The 25945-nt window shown below is 40.0% G+C and carries 21 protein-coding genes; 12 read left to right on the plus strand and 9 right to left on the minus strand.

The window, feature by feature from the left end; all coding sequences use genetic code 11:
* Positions 1-2: 2 nt before the first annotated feature.
* Together gatB and alaS are read right to left on the minus strand one after the other, a co-directional pair.
* Positions 3-1463 (minus strand): Asp-tRNA(Asn)/Glu-tRNA(Gln) amidotransferase subunit GatB, encoded by a 1461-nt coding sequence (gene gatB / locus AWW67_RS10675; protein WP_260311416.1) that lies wholly within the window; start codon positions 1461-1463, stop codon positions 3-5.
* A complete protein-coding gene (alaS, locus tag AWW67_RS10680) occupies positions 1456-4089 on the minus strand; it encodes an alanine--tRNA ligase (protein WP_062301702.1) in 2634 nt (877 codons plus the stop codon). The genes gatB and alaS overlap by 8 nt, the downstream gene beginning before the upstream one ends.
* Positions 4090-4203: 114 nt before the next feature.
* Between alaS and AWW67_RS10685 the strand changes: the two genes are divergently transcribed.
* The 3 genes from AWW67_RS10685 to dprA all read left to right on the plus strand — a co-directional run bounded on the left by AWW67_RS10685 (position 4204) and on the right by dprA (position 6761).
* Positions 4204-5196 (plus strand): M23 family metallopeptidase, encoded by a 993-nt coding sequence (locus AWW67_RS10685; protein ID WP_053224188.1) that lies wholly within the window; start codon positions 4204-4206, stop codon positions 5194-5196.
* A gap of 123 nt (positions 5197-5319) precedes the next feature.
* A complete protein-coding gene (locus AWW67_RS10690) occupies positions 5320-5658 on the plus strand; it encodes a MerR family transcriptional regulator (protein ID WP_053224189.1) in 339 nt (112 codons plus the stop codon).
* Positions 5655-6761, plus strand: coding sequence for a DNA-processing protein DprA (dprA, locus tag AWW67_RS10695; RefSeq protein WP_062301703.1), 1107 nt, complete (start codon positions 5655-5657; stop codon positions 6759-6761). Before AWW67_RS10690 ends, dprA begins: the two co-directional genes overlap by 4 nt.
* A gap of 118 nt (positions 6762-6879) precedes the next feature.
* Here dprA and AWW67_RS10700 read toward each other — a convergent pair whose 3' ends face one another.
* Positions 6880-8247, minus strand: a complete 1368-nt coding sequence (locus AWW67_RS10700; protein WP_062301705.1) for a serine hydrolase domain-containing protein — start codon at positions 8245-8247, stop codon at positions 6880-6882.
* A 50-nt stretch (positions 8248-8297) separates the two neighbouring features.
* The gene (locus AWW67_RS10705; protein ID WP_062301706.1) at positions 8298-9146 is read right to left on the minus strand and encodes a hydroxymethylglutaryl-CoA lyase; all 849 of its coding nucleotides are present in this window, start codon (positions 9144-9146) and stop codon (positions 8298-8300) included.
* Between the two features lie 434 nt (positions 9147-9580).
* Between AWW67_RS10705 and AWW67_RS10710 the strand changes: the two genes are divergently transcribed.
* Genes AWW67_RS10710 through AWW67_RS10735 form a run of 6 tightly spaced genes read left to right on the plus strand, consistent with a single transcriptional unit; the run spans position 9581 to position 16433 of the window.
* Positions 9581-9778, plus strand: a complete 198-nt coding sequence (locus AWW67_RS10710) for a helix-turn-helix domain-containing protein (RefSeq protein WP_062301708.1) — start codon at positions 9581-9583, stop codon at positions 9776-9778.
* Positions 9779-10738: a 5'-nucleotidase gene (locus AWW67_RS10715; RefSeq protein WP_062301709.1), complete on the plus strand. Its 960-nt coding sequence runs from the start codon at positions 9779-9781 to the stop codon at positions 10736-10738. It abuts the gene before it with no gap.
* 2 nt (positions 10739-10740) lie between these two features.
* Positions 10741-12336: a site-specific DNA-methyltransferase gene (locus AWW67_RS10720; protein ID WP_062301710.1), complete on the plus strand. Its 1596-nt coding sequence runs from the start codon at positions 10741-10743 to the stop codon at positions 12334-12336.
* Positions 12337-12393: 57 nt separating this feature from the next.
* Positions 12394-13389, plus strand: a complete 996-nt coding sequence (locus tag AWW67_RS10725) for a virulence RhuM family protein (RefSeq protein ID WP_089082037.1) — start codon at positions 12394-12396, stop codon at positions 13387-13389.
* 34 nt (positions 13390-13423) lie between these two features.
* On the plus strand, positions 13424-13807 hold the full coding sequence (locus AWW67_RS10730; RefSeq protein WP_062301712.1) for a four helix bundle protein: 384 nt from the start codon (positions 13424-13426) through the stop codon (positions 13805-13807).
* A gap of 16 nt (positions 13808-13823) precedes the next feature.
* The gene (locus AWW67_RS10735) at positions 13824-16433 is read left to right on the plus strand and encodes a DEAD/DEAH box helicase (RefSeq protein WP_062301713.1); all 2610 of its coding nucleotides are present in this window, start codon (positions 13824-13826) and stop codon (positions 16431-16433) included.
* 359 nt (positions 16434-16792) lie between these two features.
* On the opposite strand, the gene AWW67_RS10745 is transcribed toward AWW67_RS10735, so the two are convergent.
* From AWW67_RS10745 to AWW67_RS10755, 3 genes are all read right to left on the minus strand, one after another.
* Complete coding sequence (locus tag AWW67_RS10745) at positions 16793-17296, minus strand: fasciclin domain-containing protein (RefSeq protein WP_062301716.1); 504 nt, start codon at positions 17294-17296, stop codon at positions 16793-16795.
* A 78-nt stretch (positions 17297-17374) separates the two neighbouring features.
* A complete protein-coding gene (locus tag AWW67_RS10750) occupies positions 17375-18190 on the minus strand; it encodes an anti-sigma factor (RefSeq protein ID WP_062301717.1) in 816 nt (271 codons plus the stop codon).
* On the minus strand, positions 18187-18747 hold the full coding sequence (locus AWW67_RS10755; RefSeq protein ID WP_141655436.1) for an RNA polymerase sigma factor: 561 nt from the start codon (positions 18745-18747) through the stop codon (positions 18187-18189). The genes AWW67_RS10750 and AWW67_RS10755 overlap by 4 nt, the downstream gene beginning before the upstream one ends.
* Positions 18748-18877: 130 nt before the next feature.
* Here AWW67_RS10755 and AWW67_RS10760 point away from each other — a divergent pair, with 130 nt between their 5' ends.
* From AWW67_RS10760 to AWW67_RS10770, 3 genes are all read left to right on the plus strand, one after another.
* The gene (locus AWW67_RS10760; protein ID WP_062301719.1) at positions 18878-21775 is read left to right on the plus strand and encodes an FAD-binding and (Fe-S)-binding domain-containing protein; all 2898 of its coding nucleotides are present in this window, start codon (positions 18878-18880) and stop codon (positions 21773-21775) included.
* A gap of 11 nt (positions 21776-21786) precedes the next feature.
* A complete protein-coding gene (locus AWW67_RS10765; protein ID WP_062301720.1) occupies positions 21787-22491 on the plus strand; it encodes a hypothetical protein in 705 nt (234 codons plus the stop codon).
* 405 nt (positions 22492-22896) lie between these two features.
* Positions 22897-23697 (plus strand): hypothetical protein, encoded by an 801-nt coding sequence (locus tag AWW67_RS10770; RefSeq protein WP_141655437.1) that lies wholly within the window; start codon positions 22897-22899, stop codon positions 23695-23697.
* Between the two features lie 112 nt (positions 23698-23809).
* Here the strand turns inward: AWW67_RS10770 and AWW67_RS10775 are convergent, their stop codons facing one another.
* Positions 23810-24346 carry a DUF4136 domain-containing protein gene (locus tag AWW67_RS10775; protein ID WP_062301723.1) on the minus strand — a complete coding sequence of 179 codons (537 nt, stop codon included), beginning with the start codon at positions 24344-24346 and terminating at the stop codon, positions 23810-23812.
* 647 nt (positions 24347-24993) lie between these two features.
* Complete coding sequence (locus AWW67_RS10780; protein WP_062301724.1) at positions 24994-25917, minus strand: metallophosphoesterase family protein; 924 nt, start codon at positions 25915-25917, stop codon at positions 24994-24996.
* Between the last annotated feature and the right edge of the window lie 28 nt (positions 25918-25945).

Here is a 25945-nt window from a genome sequence, read left to right on the forward strand (position 1 = left end):
ACTTATGAAAGTTCCTTTTCTAACAATTGTTTCAACTTTTTAGGATCTGCTTTGCCCCCACTTTTCTTCATTACTTCGCCCATAAACAGCCCAAGTAAACCCTTTTTCCCGCTTTGGTAGGCTTTCACCTTTTCGGGCAAAGATAGTAAGACTTCTTTGATCAAGTCTAACAACTCATCACTATCAGCCACCATCAACAAATCAAGCGACTGAGCTAGTTCCATGGCCGTGGTTTCTTCTTCTAAAAGCCTCGGCAAGATACGCTGAGAGGCGATAGAAAAGCTTACTTGGTTACTTTCCACCAAATTAATCAAGCCACTAAGTCGCTCAACCGTCAAATTGGTTTGGGAAAGTTCAATTCCTTTTTCGTTCAATAGGCCTTTTATTGGGCCATTCATCCAGTTGGCAGCCGCTTTATATGCTGTGTTTCCATTGCATAACGCGTCAAAGTAATAAGCGGTTTCGGCTTCTTCTGTTAGCAAAAGCACATCGTAGGCGGCCAAACCATAAACTTCTGTAAACTTTCTTCTTAGTACGGAAGGAAGCACTGGCATTTCTGAGGTGATTTCATCGAGAATCTCCTTTGTAACAATTGCAGGAGCCAAATCAGGGCATGGAAAGTAACGATAATCGTTCATAGTCTCCTTAAAGCGCATGCCAGCTGTAGTGCCTGTTACTGGGTCGAAGGTTCTGGTTTCAACAGCAATAGCCTCGCCTTTTAAGGCCATTTCTAATTGCCTTTCAAGCTCATGGTCAATCGCTCGCTTTACATTGCTAATGGAGTTCATATTTTTGACCTCCACTTTGTTTCCGAACTCCTTGGCATCGATCGGCATAATGGAAATGTTGGCATCGCAACGCAATTCTCCATCCTCCATATTTCCAGAACTGATGTTGAGATAACGCACTAAACGTCTTATTTCCTGAAGACAAGCCGCAGCTTCCTCAGAAAGACTCATGTCGGGATCGGTTACGATTTCAATCAGTGGTGTGCCCGCTCTGTTCAAGTCGATTAGCGTGTCTGGGCCTTCATCATGAATGGACTTCCCCGCATCATCTTCTAAATGAATGTGATGCAATTGCACGAATGGCTTTTCCAATTGTTCCCCAAACAACTCAATCTTCCCTCCTACGCAAATGGGCGTTTTGTCTTGGGTGGTTTGAAAACCCTTCGGGGAATCTGGGTAAAAATAATGCTTTCGGGCGAAGTGATTCACTTCGGTAATTTGAGATTGACAAGCCAATCCCATCTTAATCGCCTTTTCTAAAACAGCCTCGTTCAACACAGGTAAAGTACCTGGGTGCGCCAAAGAAACCACACTTACATGGGTGTTGGGTTCAGCACCAAAGTCGTTTGGATCGGAAGAAAAAATCTTCGATTCAGTATTCAACTGAACATGAACCTCAAGCCCTATAACCGACTTATAACCTGATTGATATAGTTTTTCTTGAATACTACTCAAGACCGGCAAGTTTTGCTTTGGCTTCGGTAATTACATGGTCCAAACCAGACAAGTCTTTTCCACCAGCAGTCGCAAAGAAAGGCTGCCCGCCTCCTCCACCTTTGATGGCTTTTGCTAAATCTCTGATCATTACACCAGCGCTCAAGCCTTTTTCTTTTACCACATTGTCGGAAAGCACAATCGCAATTTGCGGACTTCCACCCACATTAGCCGCCAAAACAGCAAATAGGTTTTCTACTTCGTTTCTTAGTTCGAAAGAGATTTTTTTCAAGGCATCGGCATTCGGAACCGTGATTTTTTCAATAATCACATTGAGTCCCTTTTCGGCCATTATCTTCTTCACCAATTCCTCTTTCAATTGACCAGATTGCTTGGCATGTAAAGTTTCTAATTCCTTGTTTAGCTTTTGTCTTTCTTCCATGAGAGAAGAAATGGCCTTGGCCACATCGTTAGGGCTTTTCAGCATTTCCTTGATTTCCTTCAGCAGCTTATCTTGCTCCTGAACCAAATCGAAAGCCTTAGGGCCAGATAACGCCTCAATTCTGCGCACACCTGCCGCTACAGCTCCTTCCGAAGTAATTTTAAACATGCCTATTTGGCCTGTTGCAGCCACGTGAGTTCCTCCGCATAGTTCTACAGAATAACTTGGGTCGAAGGTGATGACACGTACAAACTCACCGTATTTTTCACCAAAAAGGGCTGTTGCACCTAATTTCTTAGCTTCTTCAATAGGCACATTCCTTTGCTCGTTCAACTTGATATTCTGACGAATATGGTCGTTTACAATTCTTTCAATTTCTTCGATTTGCGCTGGCTCTACTTTAGCAAAATGCGAGAAATCGAAGCGCAATATCTTATCTGAAACCAAGGATCCTTTTTGCTGCACATGATCGCCAAGTACTTGACGCAAAGCAGAATGCAATAAGTGAGTGGCAGAGTGATTGTTCTTAATCAACTCCCTTCTTGAAGCATCTATAACGGCTTCAAAGTCAGCTTGGGGCTGAGTCGGAATACGATCTACAAAGTGAACAATCAGGTCGTTTTCTTTCTGTGTGTCTAACACTTTGATGGTTTCGGTCTCATTCTTCAACACTCCCTTGTCTCCTACTTGACCTCCACTTTCGCCATAAAAAGGCGTTTGGTCTAGCACCAATTGATAAACCGTTCCTTTCTTTTCTTTGATTTCGCGATATTTGATGATGCTGGTTTTTACAGCTACTTCATCGTAGCCTACAAACTCAGAAGTTTCTTCTTCCGACACTTGAATCCAATCTCCTTTTACTTGGGCTGCGTCTGCTTTTGAACGTTGTTTTTGCACCGCCATAGCTTCTGTAAAGCCTTTCTCGTCAATACTCAAGCCGTTTTCTCTTGCAATCAAGCCTGTTAAATCTACAGGGAACCCGAAAGTATCGTAAAGTTCAAAAACTATTTTGCCGTCAATGACATCAGCACCTTCGGCTTTCATGTTGGCCTGAACTTGATCTAATCGCTTAAGGCCATTTTCAAGCGTTCTGAGGAACGAAGCCTCTTCTTCTTTAATCACCTTAGCAATAAACTCTTGCTGACTTACAAGTTCATCGAAAACGCCAGCGAATTGTTCTGCCAAAATTGGCAACAAGCCGTATAAGAAAGGCTCTTTAAAATTGAGGAAAGTGTAACCGTAACGCACAGCCCTTCTCAAGATTCTTCGGATTACATACCCCGCCTTGTTGTTTGAAGGCAACTGACCATCGGCAATAGCAAAGGAAATTGCGCGAATATGGTCTACAATTACCCTAATGGCAATGTCTGTTTTTTCAGAAGTGCCATATGCAATTCCAGATTGCTTAGCGATATAATTGATCAGTGGAGTAAATACGTCTGTGTCATAGGTAGATTCCTTCTGCTGCAAAGCCATTGACAGGCGCTCAAAGCCCATTCCAGTGTCGATATGCTGCGCAGGAAGGCTTTCTAAATGTCCATCAGCCTTTCTATCGTATTGCATAAAAACCAAGTTCCAAATTTCCACCACTTGCGGATGGTCATTGTTTACAAGGTCTTTTCCTGGTGTTTTAGCTATTTCTTCTTCTGACCTAAGGTCGATATGAATTTCGGAACAAGGCCCACATGGCCCTGTATCTCCCATTTCCCAGAAGTTATCTTTCTTATTTCCACCCAAAATGCGGGCTCCATCTATGTATTGCTTCCATAAATCGAATGCTTCTTGGTCAAAATCAAGGTCTTCAGATTTATCACCTTCAAAAACGGTAACGTACAATCTATCTTTTGGCAGACTGTAAACTTCGGTCAATAATTCCCAAGCCCAAGTAATGGCATCCTTCTTAAAGTAGTCTCCAAACGACCAGTTCCCCAGCATTTCGAACATGGTGTGGTGATAGGTATCAATTCCTACTTCCTCCAAATCGTTGTGTTTTCCAGATACACGCAAACACTTCTGACTATTGGCCGCACGGTTATAATCAGCCTTTGAGTTGCCTAAGAAAAGGTCTTTGAACTGATTCATCCCCGCGTTGGTAAACATCAAGGTTGGATCATTTTTGATCACCAAAGGCGCTGAAGGCACAAATTGGTGCGATTTTGACTTGAAAAATTCGATAAATTTCGATCTAATTTCTTTGGATTGCATCTCAGATGAATTATTTGCGTTTAAGCTAAAGCTTAATTTTAGTACCTTTGCAGGAAACTTTGTGTTTCCAACTGTAAGGGCACAAAATTAGGAGAATTTCAAAAAGGATTCTTAATGTCAAAAATAAAATATTACTACGACACCGAGACATGTAAATACGAGCGCATAAAGGTCAAAAAGCGCGATGTAGTCATTAACGCACTCGGCTTCTTATCTTTAGCTCTAATGCTCTCTGTGGGCATTATTGTAGTACTCGGTCAATATTTCGATTCCCCAAAAGAGGCTGCTTTAAAAGAAGAAAATAGCGAACTGAAACTCTATTATGACCTGATGAAAGATCAGGTAGACGGAATGGATGCCATGCTAGATGTACTTCAAGAGAAAGATGATAATGTTTACCGCGTGGTTTTTGAAGCTGAACCTATTCCTGAAACAGTAAGAGAAGCAGGTTCTGGCGGGGCTTTACGTTACCGTGAGCTTCTTGAAAGCGACATGGAAAATAAGAGTCTGGTGGTGAGCGCGCTAGAGAAAATAGATAACGTTAAAAAGAAAATGTACATCCAAACCAAGTCTTATGACGAGATTATGGCTCTTGCTTTGGATAAAGAACGTTTATACTCTTCAATGCCTGCCATACAGCCGGTTTCAAATAAAGACTTAAGAAGGTTTTCTTCGGGTTTTGGCTACCGAACCGATCCTATTTTTAAAGTAAAAAGAATGCACTACGGAGCTGACTTCTCTGCAGAACAAGGCACTCCTATTTATGCCACTGGCGATGGTGTGGTTTCTAAAACTATATCGAGCACAATTGGCTATGGCAAGCACATCATTATTGATCATGGCTTTGGGTACGAAACTCTTTACGGACACATGAGCCGCTTTGCAGTTCGCCCGGGACAAAAGGTGAAACGTGGTGAAGTCATCGGTTATGTTGGAAACTCAGGAAAGTCTACTGCGCCTCATTTGCATTATGAAGTACACATTAACGGAGTAGCTAAAGACCCTGTCAACTACTTCTTTAAAGACTTGAATGCTGCTGAGTATGAAGAGATTTTGAGACTTTCTTCTATAGAAAACCAGTCGCTGGGTTCATATTCTTACCGTTAAATTTAGGCCACTATTTCATATTTAATTGGGTTTAAATATTCAGTTCAAATTCCTTACATTTGAAATAACGACCTTTTGTTTAGCTTAAAGTAATTCTTTTACTTCTATTCATAACCCATTGATATGCCATACAAAGAGAAACCTATAGAAAAGAAATACTTCACAATTGGCGAAGTAGCCAAAGAGCTAGGCGTGGCTACTTCATTGATTAGATTTTGGGAAAGTCAGTTCACCTTTATTAGTCCAAAAAAGAACAAAAAAGGCAATCGTAAATTCACTCAAGAAGATTTAAAAAAGATCAAGCTGGTTTATCATTTGGTGAAGGAGAAGGGTTATACCCTACAAGGTGCGCAAGAGCATATTAAAAACCATAAAGAAACTATAAGCACCGATGCTGAAATGATTACTTCTTTGAAGAAAATCCGTGGTTTCTTAGAAGAAATGAAAAGCCAACTGCCATGAACCAAGACAAGCTACACCAAGTAGCCTTGTCGCTTATTCCTAAAATTGGCCCTTCCCTATCAAGGCAACTCATTAACTATTTCTCTACCCCTCAGCAGGTTTTTAATGCTACCAAGGGCAAACTTTCAAAAATACCGGGCGTTGGTCCAAAGCTTTCTGCACTGATTCCAAACCAAAAGGAGCTTCTGGTAAAAGCAGAAAAGATCATTGAAGATTCCATCAAAAAGGGCATTTCAATACACTACTACAAAGAAGCGCACTACCCGAAAAGGTTAATGAACATTTCGGACGCTCCTATTTTGTTATATTCTGTTGGTAAAGTAGACCTAAATCCACCCAGAACTATTGGAATTGTAGGAACACGCAGGGCGACAAAGTATGGTTTACAAATGACAGAAGACATTGTAGCACAAATAAAACCACAGAACGCCTCTATCATTTCAGGTTTGGCTTATGGCATTGATGTAAAAGCACACGAATCCGCTTTGAAGCAGCAATTACCAACCATTGGAGCTATGGCCTGCGGTTTAGATAAAATTTATCCTTCGGGTAATAGAAATACGGCTATTAAAATGCTAGAGAACGGTGGTTTAGTTAGCGAATACCCCATTGGCACAGAAGCCGACCCTCGATTATTCCCTGCCAGAAACAGGGTAATTGCAGGCATGTCGGATGCGCTGATTGTAGTGGAAGCGGCCAAAAAAGGAGGTGCGCTAATTTCAGCAAATATTGCCGACAGCTATGACATACCTGTTTTTGCCGTACCTGGAGAAATTGGAAACACTTATTCCGAAGGCTGTAATTTATTGATCAGAAACATGAAGGCTGCCATTTTCACCTCGTTTCAAGATGTAGTGGAAGCGCTTAATTGGGATGTTCAGGAAAGTACGCAAGCCAAGAATCCAGAATTAAAGTACAAGGATTTACAAGGTGATGAAAAGACTATTGTTGAGGTTTTACTAAAAAACGGGCAACAAATGCACATTGACAAACTTAGCTGGCAAAGTCAATTGAACATGAGCACATTGGCTTCTCTGCTCTTGCAAATGGAGTTTGCTGGCTACATTAAGCCTTTGCCAGGGAAAGAGTTTAGGTTGGTTTGATTACATTGAGACTGCCGCGTTGTAGACCATTGCTAACGCATGGCCTACGCCTCGCAGTGACGATCCTAATTCATACTTTGCGACCCTTAGCGTTCTTTGCGGTTCACATAAAACTCAATTACCGCTGCCCTAAGCCGTAGCTTCCCTCCTCTAACAGGTTATACACCAAGTTGTGAATATTCGGACGCACATTCAATTGATAGATTTTGCTGTTGTTTCTTGTAGGATTAACTCTGTTAGAAAGAAAGACAAATAAAAGCCCAGTGGCAGGGTCTGCCCAAACGAAAGTTCCTGTATAGCCTGTATGTCCAAAACTTGCTGAGTTAGCGTGTTGCGCTACGCTAGAAGCCGAGAAACTGTAATCAATCAATGGCTTATCGAAGCCTAAACCTCTGCGGTTTCCGGTTTCGCAAAACTGACAATCAGTAAACTCTTTAATAGTGGCTGCACTCAAGTATTCCTTTCCATCGTAAACTCCCCCATTCAAGAGCATTTGGTATACTTTGGCCAAATCTCTGGCATTAGAGAATAAGCCAGCATTGCCCGACACCCCCAACATCATGGCAGCTCCCTCGTCATGCACATCTCCATGCAATGCTTCCATTCTGAAAAAGTCATCTACCTCGGTAGGTACAATTCGATCTAAGGAAAACCTTTCTTTGGGCTTAAAACCTAATGTTTCTGCTCCTAAGGGCTTATAGAAGTTATTATTCAAGAATTCGTCAAATGCTTCACCAGTCTCCCTTTCTACCAGTTCGGGAAATAAATAAAAGGGCAAACCAGAATAGAGATAGCTCTTGTCATCGCTCACTTTCGAGCGTTTAATCATTTTATAAATCTTCTTCTCTTTAAAATCCTTGTGTAGAAAAAGGCCTGTTTCAGAAATGCGATATGGAAATCTTCTTGAGGAATCCGATTTCACTGTATTCCATTTGTATTTACCATTCTTGCGCTGCACCTCAGACCAATAGGGAATCCATGCTTTTAATCCGGCCTGATGCGCCAGAACATCCCGTATTGGCAAATCAGCTTTATCACCAGTAGCTATTTTGGGAAAGTAATGTCCGAAGGTTTCTTCCAAACTGAACTTCCCTTCATCGTGAAGCTTCATAAGCGCCAAAGTAGCTGCGGTAGTTTTCGTTACCGAAGCCAAATCATAGATATCGCTGTTTTTGACTTCTATATTCTTATCGTAAGTATGGTAGCCAAATGATTTTTCATAGAACACAATACCATCCTTGGCAATCAATAGTTGACATCCCGGAAAGGCAGCAGAATCTAAAGCCTGCTGAATGATGGATTGAATTCCAGCCTCAAGAGCAGCTGAATTGATCCCAACATCTTCAGGTTTTCCATCAACTAATTTATTGAAAATGCTTTCAACCTTTACAGGCGTTTTCTCCTTTACCTGAAAGTCAGTTTGCCGAGCCATTGAAGAAAAAGAGGCCAGAAATAAACTGGTTAATAAAAAAATATTGCGGATCATTTTCGAATATATCAAGCTTGAATACTTCATCAATTTATTAAAAATTTATGCTAAGCTGGAAACACTTCACTGGCCATCAACATGGCTTCTGAGAAAGCCTTTCGATCTAAGCCTAACTCCACTTTTTGCTCATCAAAATAACGGACCAAAACTTCAGTATCGATATTACCCGTGAGTGCATCGGTAGCCATTGGGCAACCGCCAAAGCCTTTCATGGCCGTGTCGAATCTACGACAACCAGCCTCGTAAGCCGAGCTTACTTTCTCAACAATCTTCTGGGGTGTAGAATGGAAATGCGCCCCTATTTCCGTAGTTGGATAAGCGGTTATGCTATTTTTAAAAACATCTTTAATCACCTGTGGTTCAGCTACTCCTATCGTATCAGATAAACTTATAATTTCAACTTTTAATTGAGCAAGCTTTTCCACAAACTCAGCTACAATTTCAGCATTAAAGGTTTCGCCATAAGGGTTACCGAAGCCCATAGAAATGTAAGTCACCAGTTTTTTGTTGTGTTTGATGCAGAGATTTTGGATGGCTTCTAACTGCACCAAAGCTTCAGCAATGGACTTGTTTGTGTTCCGCATTTGAAACTGTTCCGAAATGGAAAGTGGAAATCCTAAGTAGGTGATTTCTTCGAAATTCACAGCGTCCTCTGCCCCTCTTGTGTTGGCGATAATGGCGAGTAATTTCGACTTGGTATTTGACAAATCAAGACGACTTAAAACTTCAGCCGTATCGCGTAATTGCGGAATGGCTTTAGGCGAAACGAAACTCCCAAAGTCGATGGTATCGAAACCAACTTTGAGCAGTTGATTGATGTAAGCCGCTTTGGTTGCTGTAGGTATAAAATCATGGAGACCCTGCATGGCATCCCTTGGGCATTCAATTATTTTCATAAGCGTGAATTAACTTACTATTTAAGACAAATCATTCGGAAATTAAAGGATCACTTTATGAACCAACGCTATTCATTATGAATTTCGAGTTTAACCATAAAATTGAAATCACCCAAAATACACTCGGTCAAAGTCTTCTTCTACAATAAGCCACCTATGTGGCGTGTGCAATAAGGAAGTTTTAATATCTTACATGGGATATATACGCAACTAGTTGAGTATACAGACATGTTGTATGCCATGCGGTAAGCGAAAACCCACCGCACATTTTAGCACATTTGGTTTTTGCCAACGCTCTTTGCCAACCCCAAAAAACCAAAAGAGCTAAAATCTCCCCACGCTCGGTAGACGATAATAATTCGAACTATTTTTATATTGAAAAACGAGATAATTAATATTAAAATACTATCTTGTCTCGATAATTTTAGACGGACATGAACCGAATAAAGGAAGTACTCGAACAGAAAGGGATTAAACAGACTTGGTTGGCTGAAAAACTTGGAAAGAGTTACAACATGGTGAACGGATATGTACAAAATCGACAGCAACCAAGACTGGAAGTACTCCATGAGATTGCCGTTATTTTGGATATTGATGTAAGAGAATTAATTGTATCAAATAAAGAAAATTAAATGCCAGTTGATTTTTCAAAAATATTGGTAGTAGGTGTTTCTTCAAGAGCACTTTTCAATCTCGAAGAAGAAGAGCAAATCTTTAGAGAAAAAAATATTCGCGGATTTAGAGATTTTCAACTGGCCAATGAAGATAAGCTACTTGAAAAAGGAACTGCATTTCCTCTTGTGCAAGCACTACTAAAACTCAATACACACGTTGAAAACCCAATCGTTGAAGTTGTGGTTATGTCAAGAAATAGCCCTGAAACAGGCGTAAGAGTTTTAAAGGCAATCGAACATTACAACCTTCCAATTACAAGATGGGCGTTTTCGGGTGGTGAACCGCTTGCACCATTTATAGATGCTTTTGATGTTGACCTTTTCCTTTCTCGTGATGAAAGTGATGTTCAAAAACTTGCAGACACCGCAAACTGTGCAACTGCTTTAATATACGACCCACCAAAAAATTTTGAACCCGAAACAGATAAAGTAAAGTTTGCTTTTGATGCGGATGCAGTAGTTTTTTCTGAGGAATCTGAAATCATTTATAAAACACAAGATATTAATGCCTTTCATAAGCATGAAAAGAAAAATGAAGATGTTCCTTTAAATGATGGTCCGTTTGCGGTACTGCTTCGGAAATTGTCAGATATTCAAGATTTCCTGCCTATTGACAAAGAACTATCACCATTGCGTATAGCAATTGTAACAGCACGAAATGCACCAAGTCATATGAGGGTTATTAAAACCTTAAGACATTGGAATGTATACGTGGATGAAGCATATTTTATGGGTGGACTACCCAAAGAGAAAGTATTAGAAGCTTTCGGAGCTCATATCTTTTTTGACGATCAGCATACACATTTAAGTGACTCTAGTAAAAAAATCCCGTGCGGAAGAGTGCTATATAAATCAAATTCCATTCTTAAAAATTATGAGAAGGAAATCATTGTAGAACCAAACAAAGACAGTAAATAGCCATGCCCACACTACACTGGATAGGAAAAGAAAAAGTAATTAACCACCACATGGATGTGCCTTTTAAGGTGCTGGAACATAGCTATGGTTTTGATAATGGCAAACAAACCAAAACAGAAACCCAAAGTGGCAACAAAATAATACATGGCGATAACCTAGAAGCCCTCAAAGCCCTGCTCCCTGAGTATGAGGGTAAAATAAAGTGCATCTATATAGACCCTCCTTACAACACTGGCAACGAAGGCTGGGTGTACAACGACAATGTAAACGACCCCAAGATTAAAAAATGGCTTGAAAAGGTAGTGGGTAAAGAAGGCGAAGACCTGAGCCGCCACGACAAATGGCTCTGCATGATGTACCCACGCCTAAAACTCCTTCACAAACTATTAGCAGACGATGGGGCAATTTTTATTTCGCTTGACGATAACGAACAGGCACATTTGCGATTGATATGTGACGAGATTTTTGGAGCAGGGAATTTTATAAACAATGTGATTTGGCAAAAGAAGTACAGCCCACAGAATGATGCACGATACTTCTCAGATATGCATGATTTTGTGATTACCTACTCGAAAAGCAAAAATGCATGGGAAAGAAACCTTTTGCCAAGAACCGAGGCTCAAAATAAACGATACAAAAACGTAGACAATGACCCAAGAGGCTCATGGAAACCAAGTGACTTATCAGTAAAGACATATAATGAGAATGCTGACTATCCAATAACCACTCCTTCTGGAAGAATTGTTAATCCTCCAAATGGAAGATGTTGGGGCGTTAGCAAAGACAAATTCCGAGAATTGGTTGATGATAATAGAATTTGGTTTGGAACAAATGGAAGCAATGTTCCTTCATTGAAAAAATTCGTAACAGATGTTCAATCAGGCACAGTACCTTTAACCCTTTGGCTAAGAGAAGAAGTAGGAGACAATCAAGAAGCCAAGCAAGTCTTGAAGCAGATATTTAATGATGGCTCGTTTCCCTTCGATACTCCAAAACCGTCACGCTTAATCGAGAGAGTCCTCCAAATCGCTACCAACAAAGACGACCTGATCCTAGACTCCTTCGCAGGTTCAGGCACTACCGCTCATGCCGTGCTCAACCTCAACAAACAAGATGGTGGCAATCGTCAATTTATCTGCATAGAGATGGAAGACTATGCCGAGACCATTACCGCAGAGCGTGTAAAACGGGTCATCAAAGGCTATGGTGAAGACAAAAAAGCCGTAGCAGGCACAGGTGGTAGTTTTGACTTTTACCAGCTCGGTCAGCCACTATTTGACGAAGAGGGCAACCTCAACGAATCCGTTGGTCTGGCGAAAATTAGAAACTATGTGTGGTATACGGAAACAAAAACATCTTTAGTGGAGGAAAAGCACGAAGACAATCCTCATTTTCTGGGTAAACATATAGATACGTCCTATTACTTCAATTACGAAGCAGAAGCTGTTACTACTTTGGATCATAGCTTTTTGGCAAGTATGAAAACCAAGGCAGAGCAATATGTGATCTATGCAGATAATTGTTTGCTGACCAAAGCATTTATGGTGAAACACCACATCATATTTAAAAAGATACCAAGAGACATCACCAAGTTTTAAGTGATAAGGAATGAATTAAGCTATTTCCATTTTGGAAACAACTGAAAAAAAGGAATTATGAGTGACTTAGTGCCAAAACAAAACAATTTTATTCTCTACACCACAAATGAAGGTGAGGTGAAGCTGAATGTATTGTTGGAAAATGAAACTATTTGGTTGACACAAGAACAAATGAGTCAGCTTTTTGACCGTGAACGAAGTGTGATAACCAAGCACATAGGAAATGTTTTTAGTGAAGGCGAGCTCGAAGAAAAAAGCAATGTGCAAATTTTGCACATTAGTGGTTCTGATAAACCTGTAAAGTTCTACAACTTAGATGTAATCATTTCAGTTGGCTACCGTGTAAAGTCACAAAGAGGCACTCAATTTAGAATTTGGGCTACCCAAACCTTAAAAGAGTACATCATCAAAGGGTTTGTGATGGATGATGAGCGACTGAAACAAGGCACTAACACCTTTGGCAAAGACTACTTTAAGGAATTGCTCCGCAGGGTTCGTTCCATCCGTGCCAGCGAACGAAGAATCTATCAACAGGTCACCGATATTTTTGCAGAGTGCAGCATAGATTATGACCCAAAATCGGAGATTACCAAGAATTTCTATGCCATGGTGCAAAACAAGTTTCATTTTGCCATTACTGGTAAAACAGCAGCGGAAATCATTCATCTTTCTGCCAATGCCAAGAAAGAAAACATGGGGCTCACCACTTGGAAGAACAGCCCTGATGGCAGAGTGCTAAAGTCTGATGTAATTATTGCCAAAAACTACTTACAGGAAAAAGAGATTCAACAACTGGAAAGAACAGTTACTGGATATTTCGATTACATAGAAGGGCTGATTGAAAGAGAAAACACCTTTACCATGGAAGGCTTGGCTGAAAGCGTGAACAAGTTTTTGACTTTTAATGAATATAAAGTCCTCACAGGAAAAGGGAGAATCACCAAACTACAAGCCGACAAAAAAGCAGTCAGTGAATACGATGAGTTCAATAAAACGCAAAAGATTATCTCTGACTTTGACAAGCAGGTGAAAAGAATGAAGACTAAAGATTGACGATTTTAGATTGACGAATTACGATTTAAAGATTATGACAGAGCAAATTAAAAAACGCACGAAGCAGATAGGCTTGGAAGTCATCCATTTGATTGATGAATTACCCAATAAACCTTCGGGGTGGGCTATTGCCAAACAGATTGTGCGTAGCTCTACGTCAGTTGGAGCCAATTATCGTGCAGCCTGTCGTGCAAAATCAACGGCAGATTTTATCAATAAATTGAAGATCGTGGAGGAGGAAGCAGACGAAACCATCTATTGGTTGGAAATATTGGAAGAAGGCGGGCTGGTGGAAGCAAGAAGAATTGAAGCACTCAAAAAGGAAGTCAATGAAATACTGTCCATAGTAGTAGCCTCGATCAAAACCAGCCGATCCAAGGTGAATCAAAATTCTACAGTCGTAAATCCACAATCGTAAATCGTAAATAAAAAAGATGGAACTAAAGCCCTATCAACAAGAAGTAATCAATGATTTGTCGTTGTTTCTAGAGCGAATACAAGAAACTAAAGACACGGCTGAAGCTTTCTATAATTTTTGGTCAGAACACCCAAAAACGCCACTTTTCCCGTACTCAGGAACAGCCATTGAGCCTTACAAAAATAATGTGCCTCGTGTACCGCATATTTGTTTGAAAGTGCCAACAGCGGGTGGTAAAACATTTATTGCCTGCAATGCCATCAAAACTATTTTTGATGCCTTTAACTATGACAAGCCTAAAGCAGTAGTTTGGTTAGTACCTTCTATTACTATTCTGGAACAAACTATCAAAAACCTAAAAGACCCTTCACATCCCTATCGCCAAAAAATCAATTCTCAGTTCGGCAACAAAGTAGAAGTTTTTGATAAGGCAACCCTATTACAAGGAAGTGGATTTAATGCCACTTCGGTAAAGGAGCAGTTAAACATCATGGTTTTTAGCTTCGACAGTTTAAAAGCCAAAAACAAAGAAGATAGAAAAGTATTTCAGGAAAATGGTAACCTGCAATCGTTCGAAAACCTATTGGATAAAAACGAAGAGATCACTTTAGGAGCTGTCATAAAACACCTTAACCCAATCGTAATTGTAGATGAGAGTCACAATGCAGAAAGTGATTTGAGTGTAGATATGCTCAAAGAAATCAATCCGTGTTTCATTCTCGACCTTACCGCAACACCACGCAAGAACAGTAACATCATCAGCTTTATTGATGCTATGGAACTCAAAAAAGAGAACATGGTAAAGCTGCCTGTGATTGTCTATAATCATCAAGACAAAACAGAGGTAATCAACTCGTCACTTCAATTGCAAAGAAGATTGGAGAAACAAGCTTTAGAGGAAGAAAAGAATGGAGGGAAATATATTCGTCCAATCGTTCTCTTTCAAGCTCAACCCCGCAATGCAGATGACAATACCACTTTTGAAAAACTAAAAGAAAAACTCATCGAGCTAAAAATACCCGAAGAGCAAATCAAAATTAAAACTGCCAATCTCAACGAGTTAAAAAACATTGATTTAATGAGTCGGGAATGCGAAGTGCGATATATCATCACAGTAAACGCACTGAAAGAAGGTTGGGATTGTCCTTTTGCCTACATATTGGCTTCATTAGCGGATAAAAGCTCTGCTGTAGATGTAGAGCAAATATTGGGTCGTGTATTGAGACAACCCTATGTAATGAAGCATAATTTTCCATTGCTTAATGTAAGCTATGTATTAACCGCTTCTTCCAGATTCTTAGACACCTTAGACAATATTGTAAAAGGATTGAACAAAGCAGGGTTTAGTGATAAGGATTATAAACTAGCAGATTCTAGTTCCTTTGAAACGCAAAAACCGATTGACCCACTACAACAGCTCACTTTGATTCCAGCTGTTGGTGAAACTCAAGGAGATCAAGAAACAGATGATGATTTTACCCTTGATATTGATACATCTAGAATTTCTATTTCAGACGATGATTCAATAGATGAGTCGGTTTCAGAAATAGAAACTACTGCATTGGAACAAAATGAAGCTTTTGAAAAAACAGTTTCAGAAATGGAATCTAGTAATATTCCAGTTTTACCAAACGAAATCCAAAAACTTGTGAAGACTTATACAATAAAGGAAGTCTTTAAGGACGAAGCAGAGAAAGTAAACCTTCCTCAATTTTATCTTAAAGTGCCTTCCAACGATTTATTCAGTTCAGGAGAAAAAGAGCTGCCTTTAGAAAAGGAAAACCTGCTGGAAGGTTTTGCATTGAGTAAATCAGATACCAACATCGCATTTGATAGTATCACTTCTGAACTATACAAAGTTGATTTGGACGAAACCAAAAAAGAACACACACCAACTTTTGTTCGATTAGATGGAGGCGTGAAAGAAAGCGTTATGACCTACATTCTTGATCCTTCAAGAAAAGAAAGCAGGGTTAAGAATCTAACCAAAAGGCTTATGGATTTGATTGGCAACATGTACCCATTACCTGATAAAGAAATTGAACGGTATATCAATCGAATTTTAGAAGATTTCACAGACGAGCAATTTGCCGACTTTCGCAATAATGAATACACTTATAAGGATAAGATAAAAAGAAAAATCACCTCTCTATCCGAAGCTTATGCAGAACAAAAATTCAAAGACTTTTTAGATACTGATAAAGTATTCATTAAGCCTTCTTATACCTTACCCAAAAGTATTTCACCAGGAGAAACGGCAAAGGACATCACAAAATCCCTCTATGAAAAAGAAGGAAAAATGAATGGATTTGAAGAGCGTGTAATCAATGAAATTGGCAACATGAACAATATTTCCTTTTGGTCACGAAACACTGACCGAAAAGGATTTCGCATAAATGGCTTTATAAATCATTACCCTGATTTTGTGATTCAAACCAAAAGTGGAAAAACAATAGTACTGGAAACAAAAGGTGATCATCTAGATGCCGAACAAAAAATAAGATTGGGTGCATTATGGGCAAGTAAGGCGGGGAACGACTATCGCTATTTTATGGTCTACGAAAGACGCACTGTTGATGGAGCATATAAACTGGAAGATTTCTTAAAGATCATTAAAGATATCTAATTGACATGCCAGCCCTTCTCAGCCATACACATTGCCAAGTCGCTCAAAAGCCAAACACACGAGCCAAAACTTGTCAAAGAGTATGTCTGCCCAACCCACAGTGGTAAACAGAAAGGTTTGTGTTTCAAAAGGAAAAATGGCACGGCATACAATCGAGTAGACGGCTGTGAGCCATAAGCCCACGGTGCGCCTCTCACACCACATGCTGTACAAATCTCGTAACAGCCTGTTACGAGGGTTTTAGCTCCCTCCGTTTAATACTAATCGTTAAGCCCACTCACAAGTCGCTACTCCCATTTGCAAAAAAAGCCCTCGATTTTCATCGAGGGCCCAACAACATAACCAAAATGAACGATGAACTATTTCATCATGCTCGGAGGCAAAATCACTTTATCAATCACATGCACTACTCCGTTGCTAGCTTTCACATCGGCCGCCACAACAGTAACCCCACTAATCATTACTTTACCATTGGCCATCATCACTTTAACTTTCTCTCCTTGTACGGTAGCTGCTTCCTGACCATTAGAAAGGTCGGTTGACATTACTTTACCCGAAACAACGTGGTAGGTTAACACTGCTACTAGCTTATCCTTGTTTTCTGGCTTTAGTAACATATCTAGCGTTCCGGCAGGCAAAGCGGCAAATGCGGCATCGGTTGGGGCAAAAACAGTGAAAGGACCAGTGCTTTTCAAAGTCTCAACCAAGCCAGCAGCTTTAACAGCGGCTACTAGGGTTTTTAGGTTGTCGTTCCCTACTGCTAAATCAACGATGTCTTTAGATTGCGCTTTGGCAACATTGATAGTAGCAAATAAAGCTACAACTGTACCTAAAATTAGATTTCTTAATTTTTGAGTTTTCATAATTAGAATGATTTGAAAGTGTTTTAGTTTAAATTCACTCTAACTACGACCAATGAGGTGGCTATAGATTTTTGATCCCTAACTTTTTTTCAAAAAACCTCTGGCATAGGTTTGATCTACGGTAGCAACAGGTGTACCTCCCTCTTCTTCGAGCGTAATGGCAAAAGCTTGCACCTCTCCTTTGATCACTTTTAATTCTTGCACCAACTGGTTATGGTCAAAAATTCCGGCATCGATTGGAGCTTGCCCAGGTTTGATAGCCCAAAGCTGATATTGATGTCCTTTTGGTGGCTCAGGTAAATTATCTACACTAATAAATACAGCATTGGTGTTCTTATTCCAGAAAACATTAGCAAATGATTTTGGCGAGAGTTCAGAACCATCCAATCGCACATGTATATTATCATCATTCAAAAAATGAGCTACACGTAATTCGGCATAGTCTAATTCTTGTTGAGTAGACTCAATTTTATAAGCCATTTTTGAATTTTCAGCAGCAATTCTACGCACATCGTCTTTTGCGCTTTGCATTCTTAAAAAGAAATAAACATTGAATGCAATGCTCAAAAACAACAAAACAGCTGCCGCGGTTATCCATCTAGGAATTACTGTAATTTTCTTTATTTGAGTTTCGGGTTCTTCAATGACCCTTAAAAAAGCTTCCTTTTCCTCGTCACGAATGGTACTCGTTACAAAATCAAGTACGGCCAAATCTTCAGCACCCGCTTGGCTATTGGCCAAATTGATAAGTATATTCCTCAATTCATCGAGTTCAGCCGCTATTTCTGGATAACGAACTGCCATTGCATCTACTTTCTGCATTTCCTCATCACTGAGCTCACCTGCCCAATAAGACTCCAAAATACCTGATGCTATGTACTCTTGAATATTCATTCTACTACTGACCTTAAATGTTGTAGCGCCATTCTAATGCGCGTTTTCACTGTTCCTAAAGGAATACTTAGTCGTTCAGAAATTTCTGGATGGCTGTATCCCTCAAAAAACGACATACTAATAAGCGTACGCTGTTTTTCAGGAAGTTGAAACATTAATTCTCTGACCGATTCATCATTTACCTCAGATTCGTTCCCAAACGTTTCCGAAACAAATACGAGGTCAACCGATTGTTCAGATTTTTGCCTTTGCTTAAAATCTTTAGATCGTGTCTTGTCTATAGCAGCGTTTCGGCAAACTCTGACTAACCAAGTAAACAAACTTCCCTTTGAAGCATCGAAATTAGTAGAATTACGCCAAATTTTTAATAAAGCGTCTTGAAGTACATCTTTGGCGACATCCTCATACTTTACTATTCTTAAAATTACATTAAGTAAAATGGGCGAATAGTTTTGGTATATAAGCCGAACAGCCGTTCTATCGCGGTCAGCCAATAGCATTGCTATCCTTTCTTCAATGGGCGTTTCTGATGTGAGATATTTGAGTTGAGTTGGCAAAATCAAGGATTATAGGGTTGAAACTAAAGTGTAATGCAATTGTTTAGCCACGGAAAAAATAAGTTGATAGCCTCAATTAATTCCTTCAAACAAACGGCTCAGTTCTAAGCGAATCAATTAATTTGCGTTTATGAACTGGAATGTCCTTCAATCTGCTCTTCAAGGCGAATTATTTACCGATACCACTACACGGAAACTTTACGCTACTGATGCTTCTGCTTACCGTGAGCTTCCCTTAGCAGTAGCTGTTCCTAAAGGCCAGAAAGACCTTATCACCCTAGTTAATTTTGCTCGGGAAAATAAAACAGGGCTGATTCCAAGAACTGCTGGCACCTCATTGGCAGGCCAAGTAGTAGGCAATGGTATTGTAGTAGACCTTTCAAAACACTACGGCAAGGTGTTAGAAGTAAATACCGAAGAAGGTTATGTATGGGTAGAACCCGGAATTGTTCGGGACGACCTGAACAAACACTTAGCACAATATGGGGTCTTTTTCGCACCAGAAACCTCCACCGCCAATCGCGCCATGATTGGCGGAATGATTGGCAACAATTCATGCGGGTCAAATTCGGTGGTATACGGAAGTACAAGAGAGCATTTACTTGAAGTGAAAACCATTTTAGCCGATGGTAGTGAAGCCCATTTTGGCCCTGTGGAGGTAAATGAGTTACAGCAGCAGAAATCGCTTCAGGGTAAAATCTATGCTGAAACACTCGAAATGTTGCAGCAACCCATTAACCAAAAGGAGATTATTGATGGTTTCCCAAAACCAGATGTACCCAGAAGAAATAACGGTTATGCGCTCGATATGCTTTTGCGTCAGCAGCCATTTACCGAAAACGGTAGCCCCTTTAATCTTAGCAGCTTAATAGCGGGATCAGAAGGCACCTTATGTTTTGTTACCCAAGCCAAACTAAAGCTCACTCCACTCCCACCCAATCACAAACGTTTGGTCTGTATTCATTCCGAAACTATTGATGATTCCCTTCGGGCGAATTTGGTGGCGCTAAAATATGCACCATCGGCTTGTGAGTTGATGGACCATTATATTTTAGAAGCCACCAAGCGAAACGCCATGTACAAGGCCAATCGCTTCTTTGTTCAGGGCGACCCGCAGGCCATTTTAGTGGTGGAACTTAATGGAGAAACAGCGGAAGAAGCCGATGCCAAAGTATTGGCGCTTATTGAAGAGCTGAAGACTACTGGCCATGGCTATGCCTACCCTGTAGTAAAAGGTGATGAAATTAAACTCGTTTGGGATTTACGAAAAGCAGGTTTAGGACTGTTGTCTAATATTCCAGGCGATGCCAAGCCTGCACCTGTAATTGAAGATACCGCAGTAGATGTTAAAGATTTGCCCGCCTACATTCGTGAATTCAACCAAATTCTTGAGAAGTATGGCCTGTTTGCCGTGCATTATGCACATGCAGGTTCGGGAGAATTGCACTTGCGCCCTATTCTAAATTTAAAGACAGAAGAAGGCCAAAGACTCTTCCGCACCATTGCCGAAGAAATTGCCACTTTGGTAAAGAAATACAAAGGATCGCTTTCTGGCGAACACGGTGACGGGCGTTTGCGCGGTGAGTTTCTGCCTCAGATGATTGGTGAGCATAATTACCAACTGGTAAAGCAAATGAAGCGCATTTGGGATCCTGAAAATATTTTCAACCCTAATAAGATTGTGGACACTCCTCCGATGGACACTTTCTTGCGCTACGAAAAAAATCAGGTCACGCCTGAATTTGACACCGTTTTCGACTTTTCGGAACATGAAGGCATTTTGCGCTCCGCTGAATTATGTAACGGTTCGGGCGACTGCCGAAAAACAGAACTGAGTGGCGGAACAATGTGTCCGAGTTATATGGCCACCCGCGATGAAAAGGACACTACCCGTGCCAGGGCCAATATTTTGCGTGAAATCCTTACGCATTCTACAGAGGCCAATCCTTTCGATAATCCAGAGATTAAGGAAGTGATGGACTTATGCCTGTCGTGCAAAGGTTGCTCTTCAGAATGTCCTTCTAATGTAGACATGGCCAAGCTAAAAGGAGAATGGCAGCATCAGTACCACAAAAGCAACGGAATTCCTTTCCGCACCAAACAGATTGCGCACTTTTCTAAAAGCATGAAACTGGCCAGTAAAGCGCCTTGGGCTTATAATTTAGTGTTTGGAAATCGCCTAACGGGAAATATAGCTAAGTCGATTGCGGGCTTTGCGAAAGAACGAAGCATGCCCGCTTTGGCCAAGCAGCCTTTGGCCCAGTGGTTGAAAAAGGAATTTAAGCCGAGAACCTCAAATCGTAAAGTCTATTTCTTTTGTGATGAGTTTACCAATTACAATGATGCTGAAATTGGAAAAACCACTGTCTTGCTGTTGGACAAGCTAGGCTATGAAGTCCTATTTGTTCCTCATGCCGATTCTGGTCGTCCTCAGCTTTCTAAAGGTTTGTTAGACGAAGCTAAAGTTTTGGCAGAACAGAACGTTCAGCAATTCAGTGTGCTGATCGATGTTAATGCACCCTTAATTGGCGTTGAGCCCTCCGCTATTCTGACCTTTAGAGATGAATACATCAGCCTAACGCGGGGCGAAATGCAGGAAAAAGCAAAAGCACTTTCGGCACATGTGTTTACCATTGAAGAGTTTTTGGCCCAAGAAATTGATAAAGGAAATATTACTTCTGCTCAGTTCAATACGGAAACTAAGCTCATTAAAGTACACGGACATTGTCACCAGAAGTCGCTTTCGTCTATGGTGCCCACCAAGAAAATGCTTTCGTTGCCCAAGAATTTTACCGTACATATGATTGCTTCGGGCTGTTGTGGTATGGCAGGTTCGTTTGGTTATGAAAAGGAGCATTATGAGGTGTCTATGAAAATTGGCGAATTGGTGCTCTTCCCTACCGTGCGCCAGCAACCTAAAGAAGTCATTATTGCTGCTGCTGGCACCAGTTGCCGTCATCAAATCAAAGATGGCACGAGTAGAATAGCCAAACATCCGGTGGAGGTGTTGTGGGAGGCGGTTATTTAAACAATAAAACTATGATTAAGAAAACACTCTCTCTGATTGTCATTTGTTTATTCGCTTTCTCATGTCAAAATGATTCAGCAAGTAAATCCTTATCGCTTCTAGATATTACAAACCAACAAGCACTAGATTACCTATTAAACAAACAACAAGTCACTGGCCATATTGATTTTGTTAGGGAGCCAATCGAAGCACTGAAAAAAGCACGAGAATTAGGTAAAGTAGCTATCATTTATGGTGATTATAGCGATTATAAGAACCAATTGAGTTTGGTTGTAGAACAGGCTCGAAAATTAAACCCTTCCTTAAGCAAGGATTTAACCTTTTTTGATTCAAAAGTTACAGACCCTGAATCATTGTTTGTTAAAGAGAATATACTGATAGCAAAGACGAGCCAAATGTTAATGGATTATTTTTTACTATCAGACATGGCCTTTGCCCAAGTGAATTTTGGTTCAAATGGTCTACAAAAGGGAAAAACTACACGCGGAAGAGTCTATCTATCCGTAGGGTTATCTACCCTAAAGAATCTTGTAGAGTTTGATATAATAGATCAAGAAACCAAAGAAATTGAAGAACATATTAATTCTGAGACAAATGCTCTATTTGACTACACACCAAAATCTAAAGGCACTAAAATAATAAGAGGTATTATAACTACAATGCAAGGCGGAGTAGTTCAAGAGATTCAAATAGAGGACTCTATTGAAGTGAAGTAAAATGAATATTTTTCTATTGCCTTGATGTAGCCTCATTACAAAAAATCCGAAGATGTGTTATTAGTTTCTTTGCTGCACTCAGGAGAAAAGGAGGCTTAGTCAGTTTTCAGGATCACTGGAATCTCTGTGTATAAGGGGATGAACTTGCCGATTTAGTTAATTATGTCAGTCATCCGTCTGTTTCTTTCCCTGAGAGAAACGAAGGGTCTATCACTGCGTAAAGTATGAAAGCATTATATTCTGCTTACCTCAATTTCTTCGCTACGTAAAAGGCCTTGGCCTTATAAGCACCTTTCCAAAATATTTTCTCCCCTCTCCAACCTTGTATTTCGATTTTGGGTCTAGGGATCATTGTTAGTTTATTTTTCAAGAATTAACAGGTCGAAAACTCAAAATTTAATTTTTATGCATACCACTAAATGGTCATTTAGGCTTATGCTTTTATTTACGCTAGCCTTCATTTCATCCTGCTCATCAGATGACAGTGCGGTACCCGACAAGCGTTTATTACCAGAAACCTATTCGGAGCTAAATTATAGTCGAACACTTTATTTTGATAGCCAGTATAGGTTGATCAGAATTTACATGGTTTCTAAATATTCAGATGAAAGCTGGGGTGAATCTACTCAAATTTACTTCTACAATGATGAAGGTGTATTAACAGAATCTCATGTTGACAATGGTTGGAGAATGGTTTATACCTACGATGATGACAAGATTGTAAGAACGGATGAATATGTTTATTCAAGACATAATCAAATCCATACGTTTGAATACAATGAAGAAGGAAAACTTTCCAAATCTGTTACCTTTCAAGATATCCCAGAGGAAGGTGGGGTAATTCCGGTAAGTGGTGATAGTTACGATTATGATTCAAAAGGCAATTTAACCGAACATCGTCTTTATTATTATACCCCCAACGAAGATGAACCACAGCTCATTACTACTTTCTCGTATAGCGGGTATGATGATAGAGTCAATGGAGAAAACATGTTTTCAATCAATCCCTTTAATCCACTTATAAAGTTGAGTGAGAATAACCCAGGGCAAATGTTAATAAAAAACAACAAGGGTGAAGTATCTAGCACGAACACCTACACTTACCAATATCATAAAAAGGGGTATCCAGTGAAGAAGATTACTCACATAGAGTTATACAATGGGCAAGTCAATGACTATGTAAGTACCTATAAGTTCAAAGATTAAAATCAGCTCGCTTTACTACTGTTAAAAAAATCGGGTGTAAGAGCTAAATGATTTGTGACAAAAACGCCCTTGCTGATCAAAATCAACAAGGGCATTTTTAGAATAGAGTTAATTATTTTTTCGCTGTAGGGAATTTTGCCATAATAGCTTTTACTCCTTTTTTGATTCTTTCTTCTGCGTCTTTAGGCGGAACATCATTAAGGGTTTTACTGCCAATGCCCTGCCAAACCAAAAGCTCTTTTTGATTATCTACCATATGAATCACGATACTACCTTGGTTAAACGTATAAGATTCTGCCTGATATTCTGACCAATATTTCACATCGTAGGGGTAATCGTTATGAGTCAGAGAGCTTATTTTCTGGTCTATTACAATATGAAAATCAAGTATTAAATCAGGAGTTCCTGTTTTTTTCTTAATGCCGAGTATCTCCATTTCAGCTTCTACCGCCTCCATAATTCGCTTACGATTGAGCTCATTATCAAACATTGGATTCGATTTATCAGGTTTTTCTTGACCTTCTGCCCATGCAAAACTTTCATACTGAGTAAAGTCAATGTCCTTTTCTTGGTCGGAGGTTACATATAGTTTTTCTGAGCAACTAAGTGCTAGAAAACAGAGTAAAAACAGGGATAAAATCTTCTTCATGTCTATTTTATTTAAAACAAATGTACCTTGATTATTCTGCTCGCCTAATGATAGGAGTCAATGAATAACCTGACTTAAGTCAGGTTAGTATTTGGAGTATAAGCGAGCCGTACAGTACCGTATTCTGGACGTACCGTTTGAGTATCTACTGTCGCAGGTTCTCCGAACCTGTGAACATCTATTTAAAAAGGACTCTGCCCTTGAACTATCCAGTTGATGATTCTTAGGGTTTAATCATCAATCATTATAAAATTCACAGATAACAATAAAACTTTAGACCCTTCGTACCTCAGGGAAAGAAAGCAAGCGTTTTCGCTTTGCTTGACCTTCAACACTTAATTATGCACATGGCATTTTGGGGTATTTAATTCGGTAAATCTCGGCATCCTTCTCAGTTTAGTGTTTCTATCTGTGTTTCTGATAAAGACCCTTACAGGGTGACTTTCTAGCCAGCTTACCCAATACAGAAATGGCATTGGCACAACACCCAAAGCTAAGTCATGCTGTAAGCATCTTTTCACGCTTTCCCATATTCAAGGGTTTTCCAAACCTGTGAACATCTATTTAAAAAGGACTCTGTCCTTGAACTATCTAACTGGCGGTTCTTAGGATTTAATCATCAATCACCACCAAAGTCACCGATAATCTTAAACCTCCAGCGTCAGGTTGCTTACTCTTTTATAGCCTTTGATATGAATGGCTTGGTCATCAATCTCAACAATGGCAAAGCTGTTGTTTTCCAAGCCTTCGTAATCTACCATTCCTAACTGGGTGACATAATGGATTCCATTGATTTGAGTGTGCTCTTCTGCATGAACATGACCATGGAATACGGCCAACACTTTGCCTGAGGCTTCGAACAATTGCTGAAACCTCTGGTAATCGTTGACATGAAACTTAGCGCCTTCTTTATTGAATTCATAAAGCGGATGATGACAGAAAACAATCGTAGGTAAATCGTTTTCTTCTAAATCTTGCTTGAGCCAATTGAACTCCACTTCGGGAATATTTGCATCCTGCCAATCGGCTCCTTCTTTGTAAAACTGGTCTCTCCCATCAGCATGGTAATTCGCATCCAACACCACAAAATGGAAACCTTCTTTATCGAAAGAATAATAACTCTTCGACTTATCAATGCCCGTGTTTTCTATATGACTTAGGAACTGTTCTTTCCTTATGCTGTCTACATCATGGTTGCCTACACAGTGAAAACGCGGCCCATCAAATTTTGCATAAGCATTCTCTAGCGTTTCTAAATAGCGTAGCGTATCCGCTTCTTCCTGATTTAGGTCTTCATCTTTGAAGTCGCCTAAATGCGCTACGAAATCGACTTTTTCGCGGTTCATTACCTCCACAAACTCATTCATTTTCGCAATAGAATCGCGATAATAGCGAGTACCAGAATGATTTCTGTCCGCATAGTGTGAATCGGTAGTAAGGCCAAATCTGATTTTAGAAGTCTTGCCTGGTTGACAGGCATAGATTGAAAGCGGTAAAAAGGTAGACAGCGTAACTAAACCACTGTTTTTAAGAAATTTTCTTCTAGAATTATCAACCACTTTACCGCTCATTTTGGATTACTTTATATCTGCTTCTAAA

Source organism: Roseivirga seohaensis (genome assembly GCF_001592945.1).
In the GTDB taxonomy this organism is placed as follows: Bacteria; Bacteroidota; Bacteroidia; order Cytophagales; family Cyclobacteriaceae; genus Roseivirga; species Roseivirga seohaensis.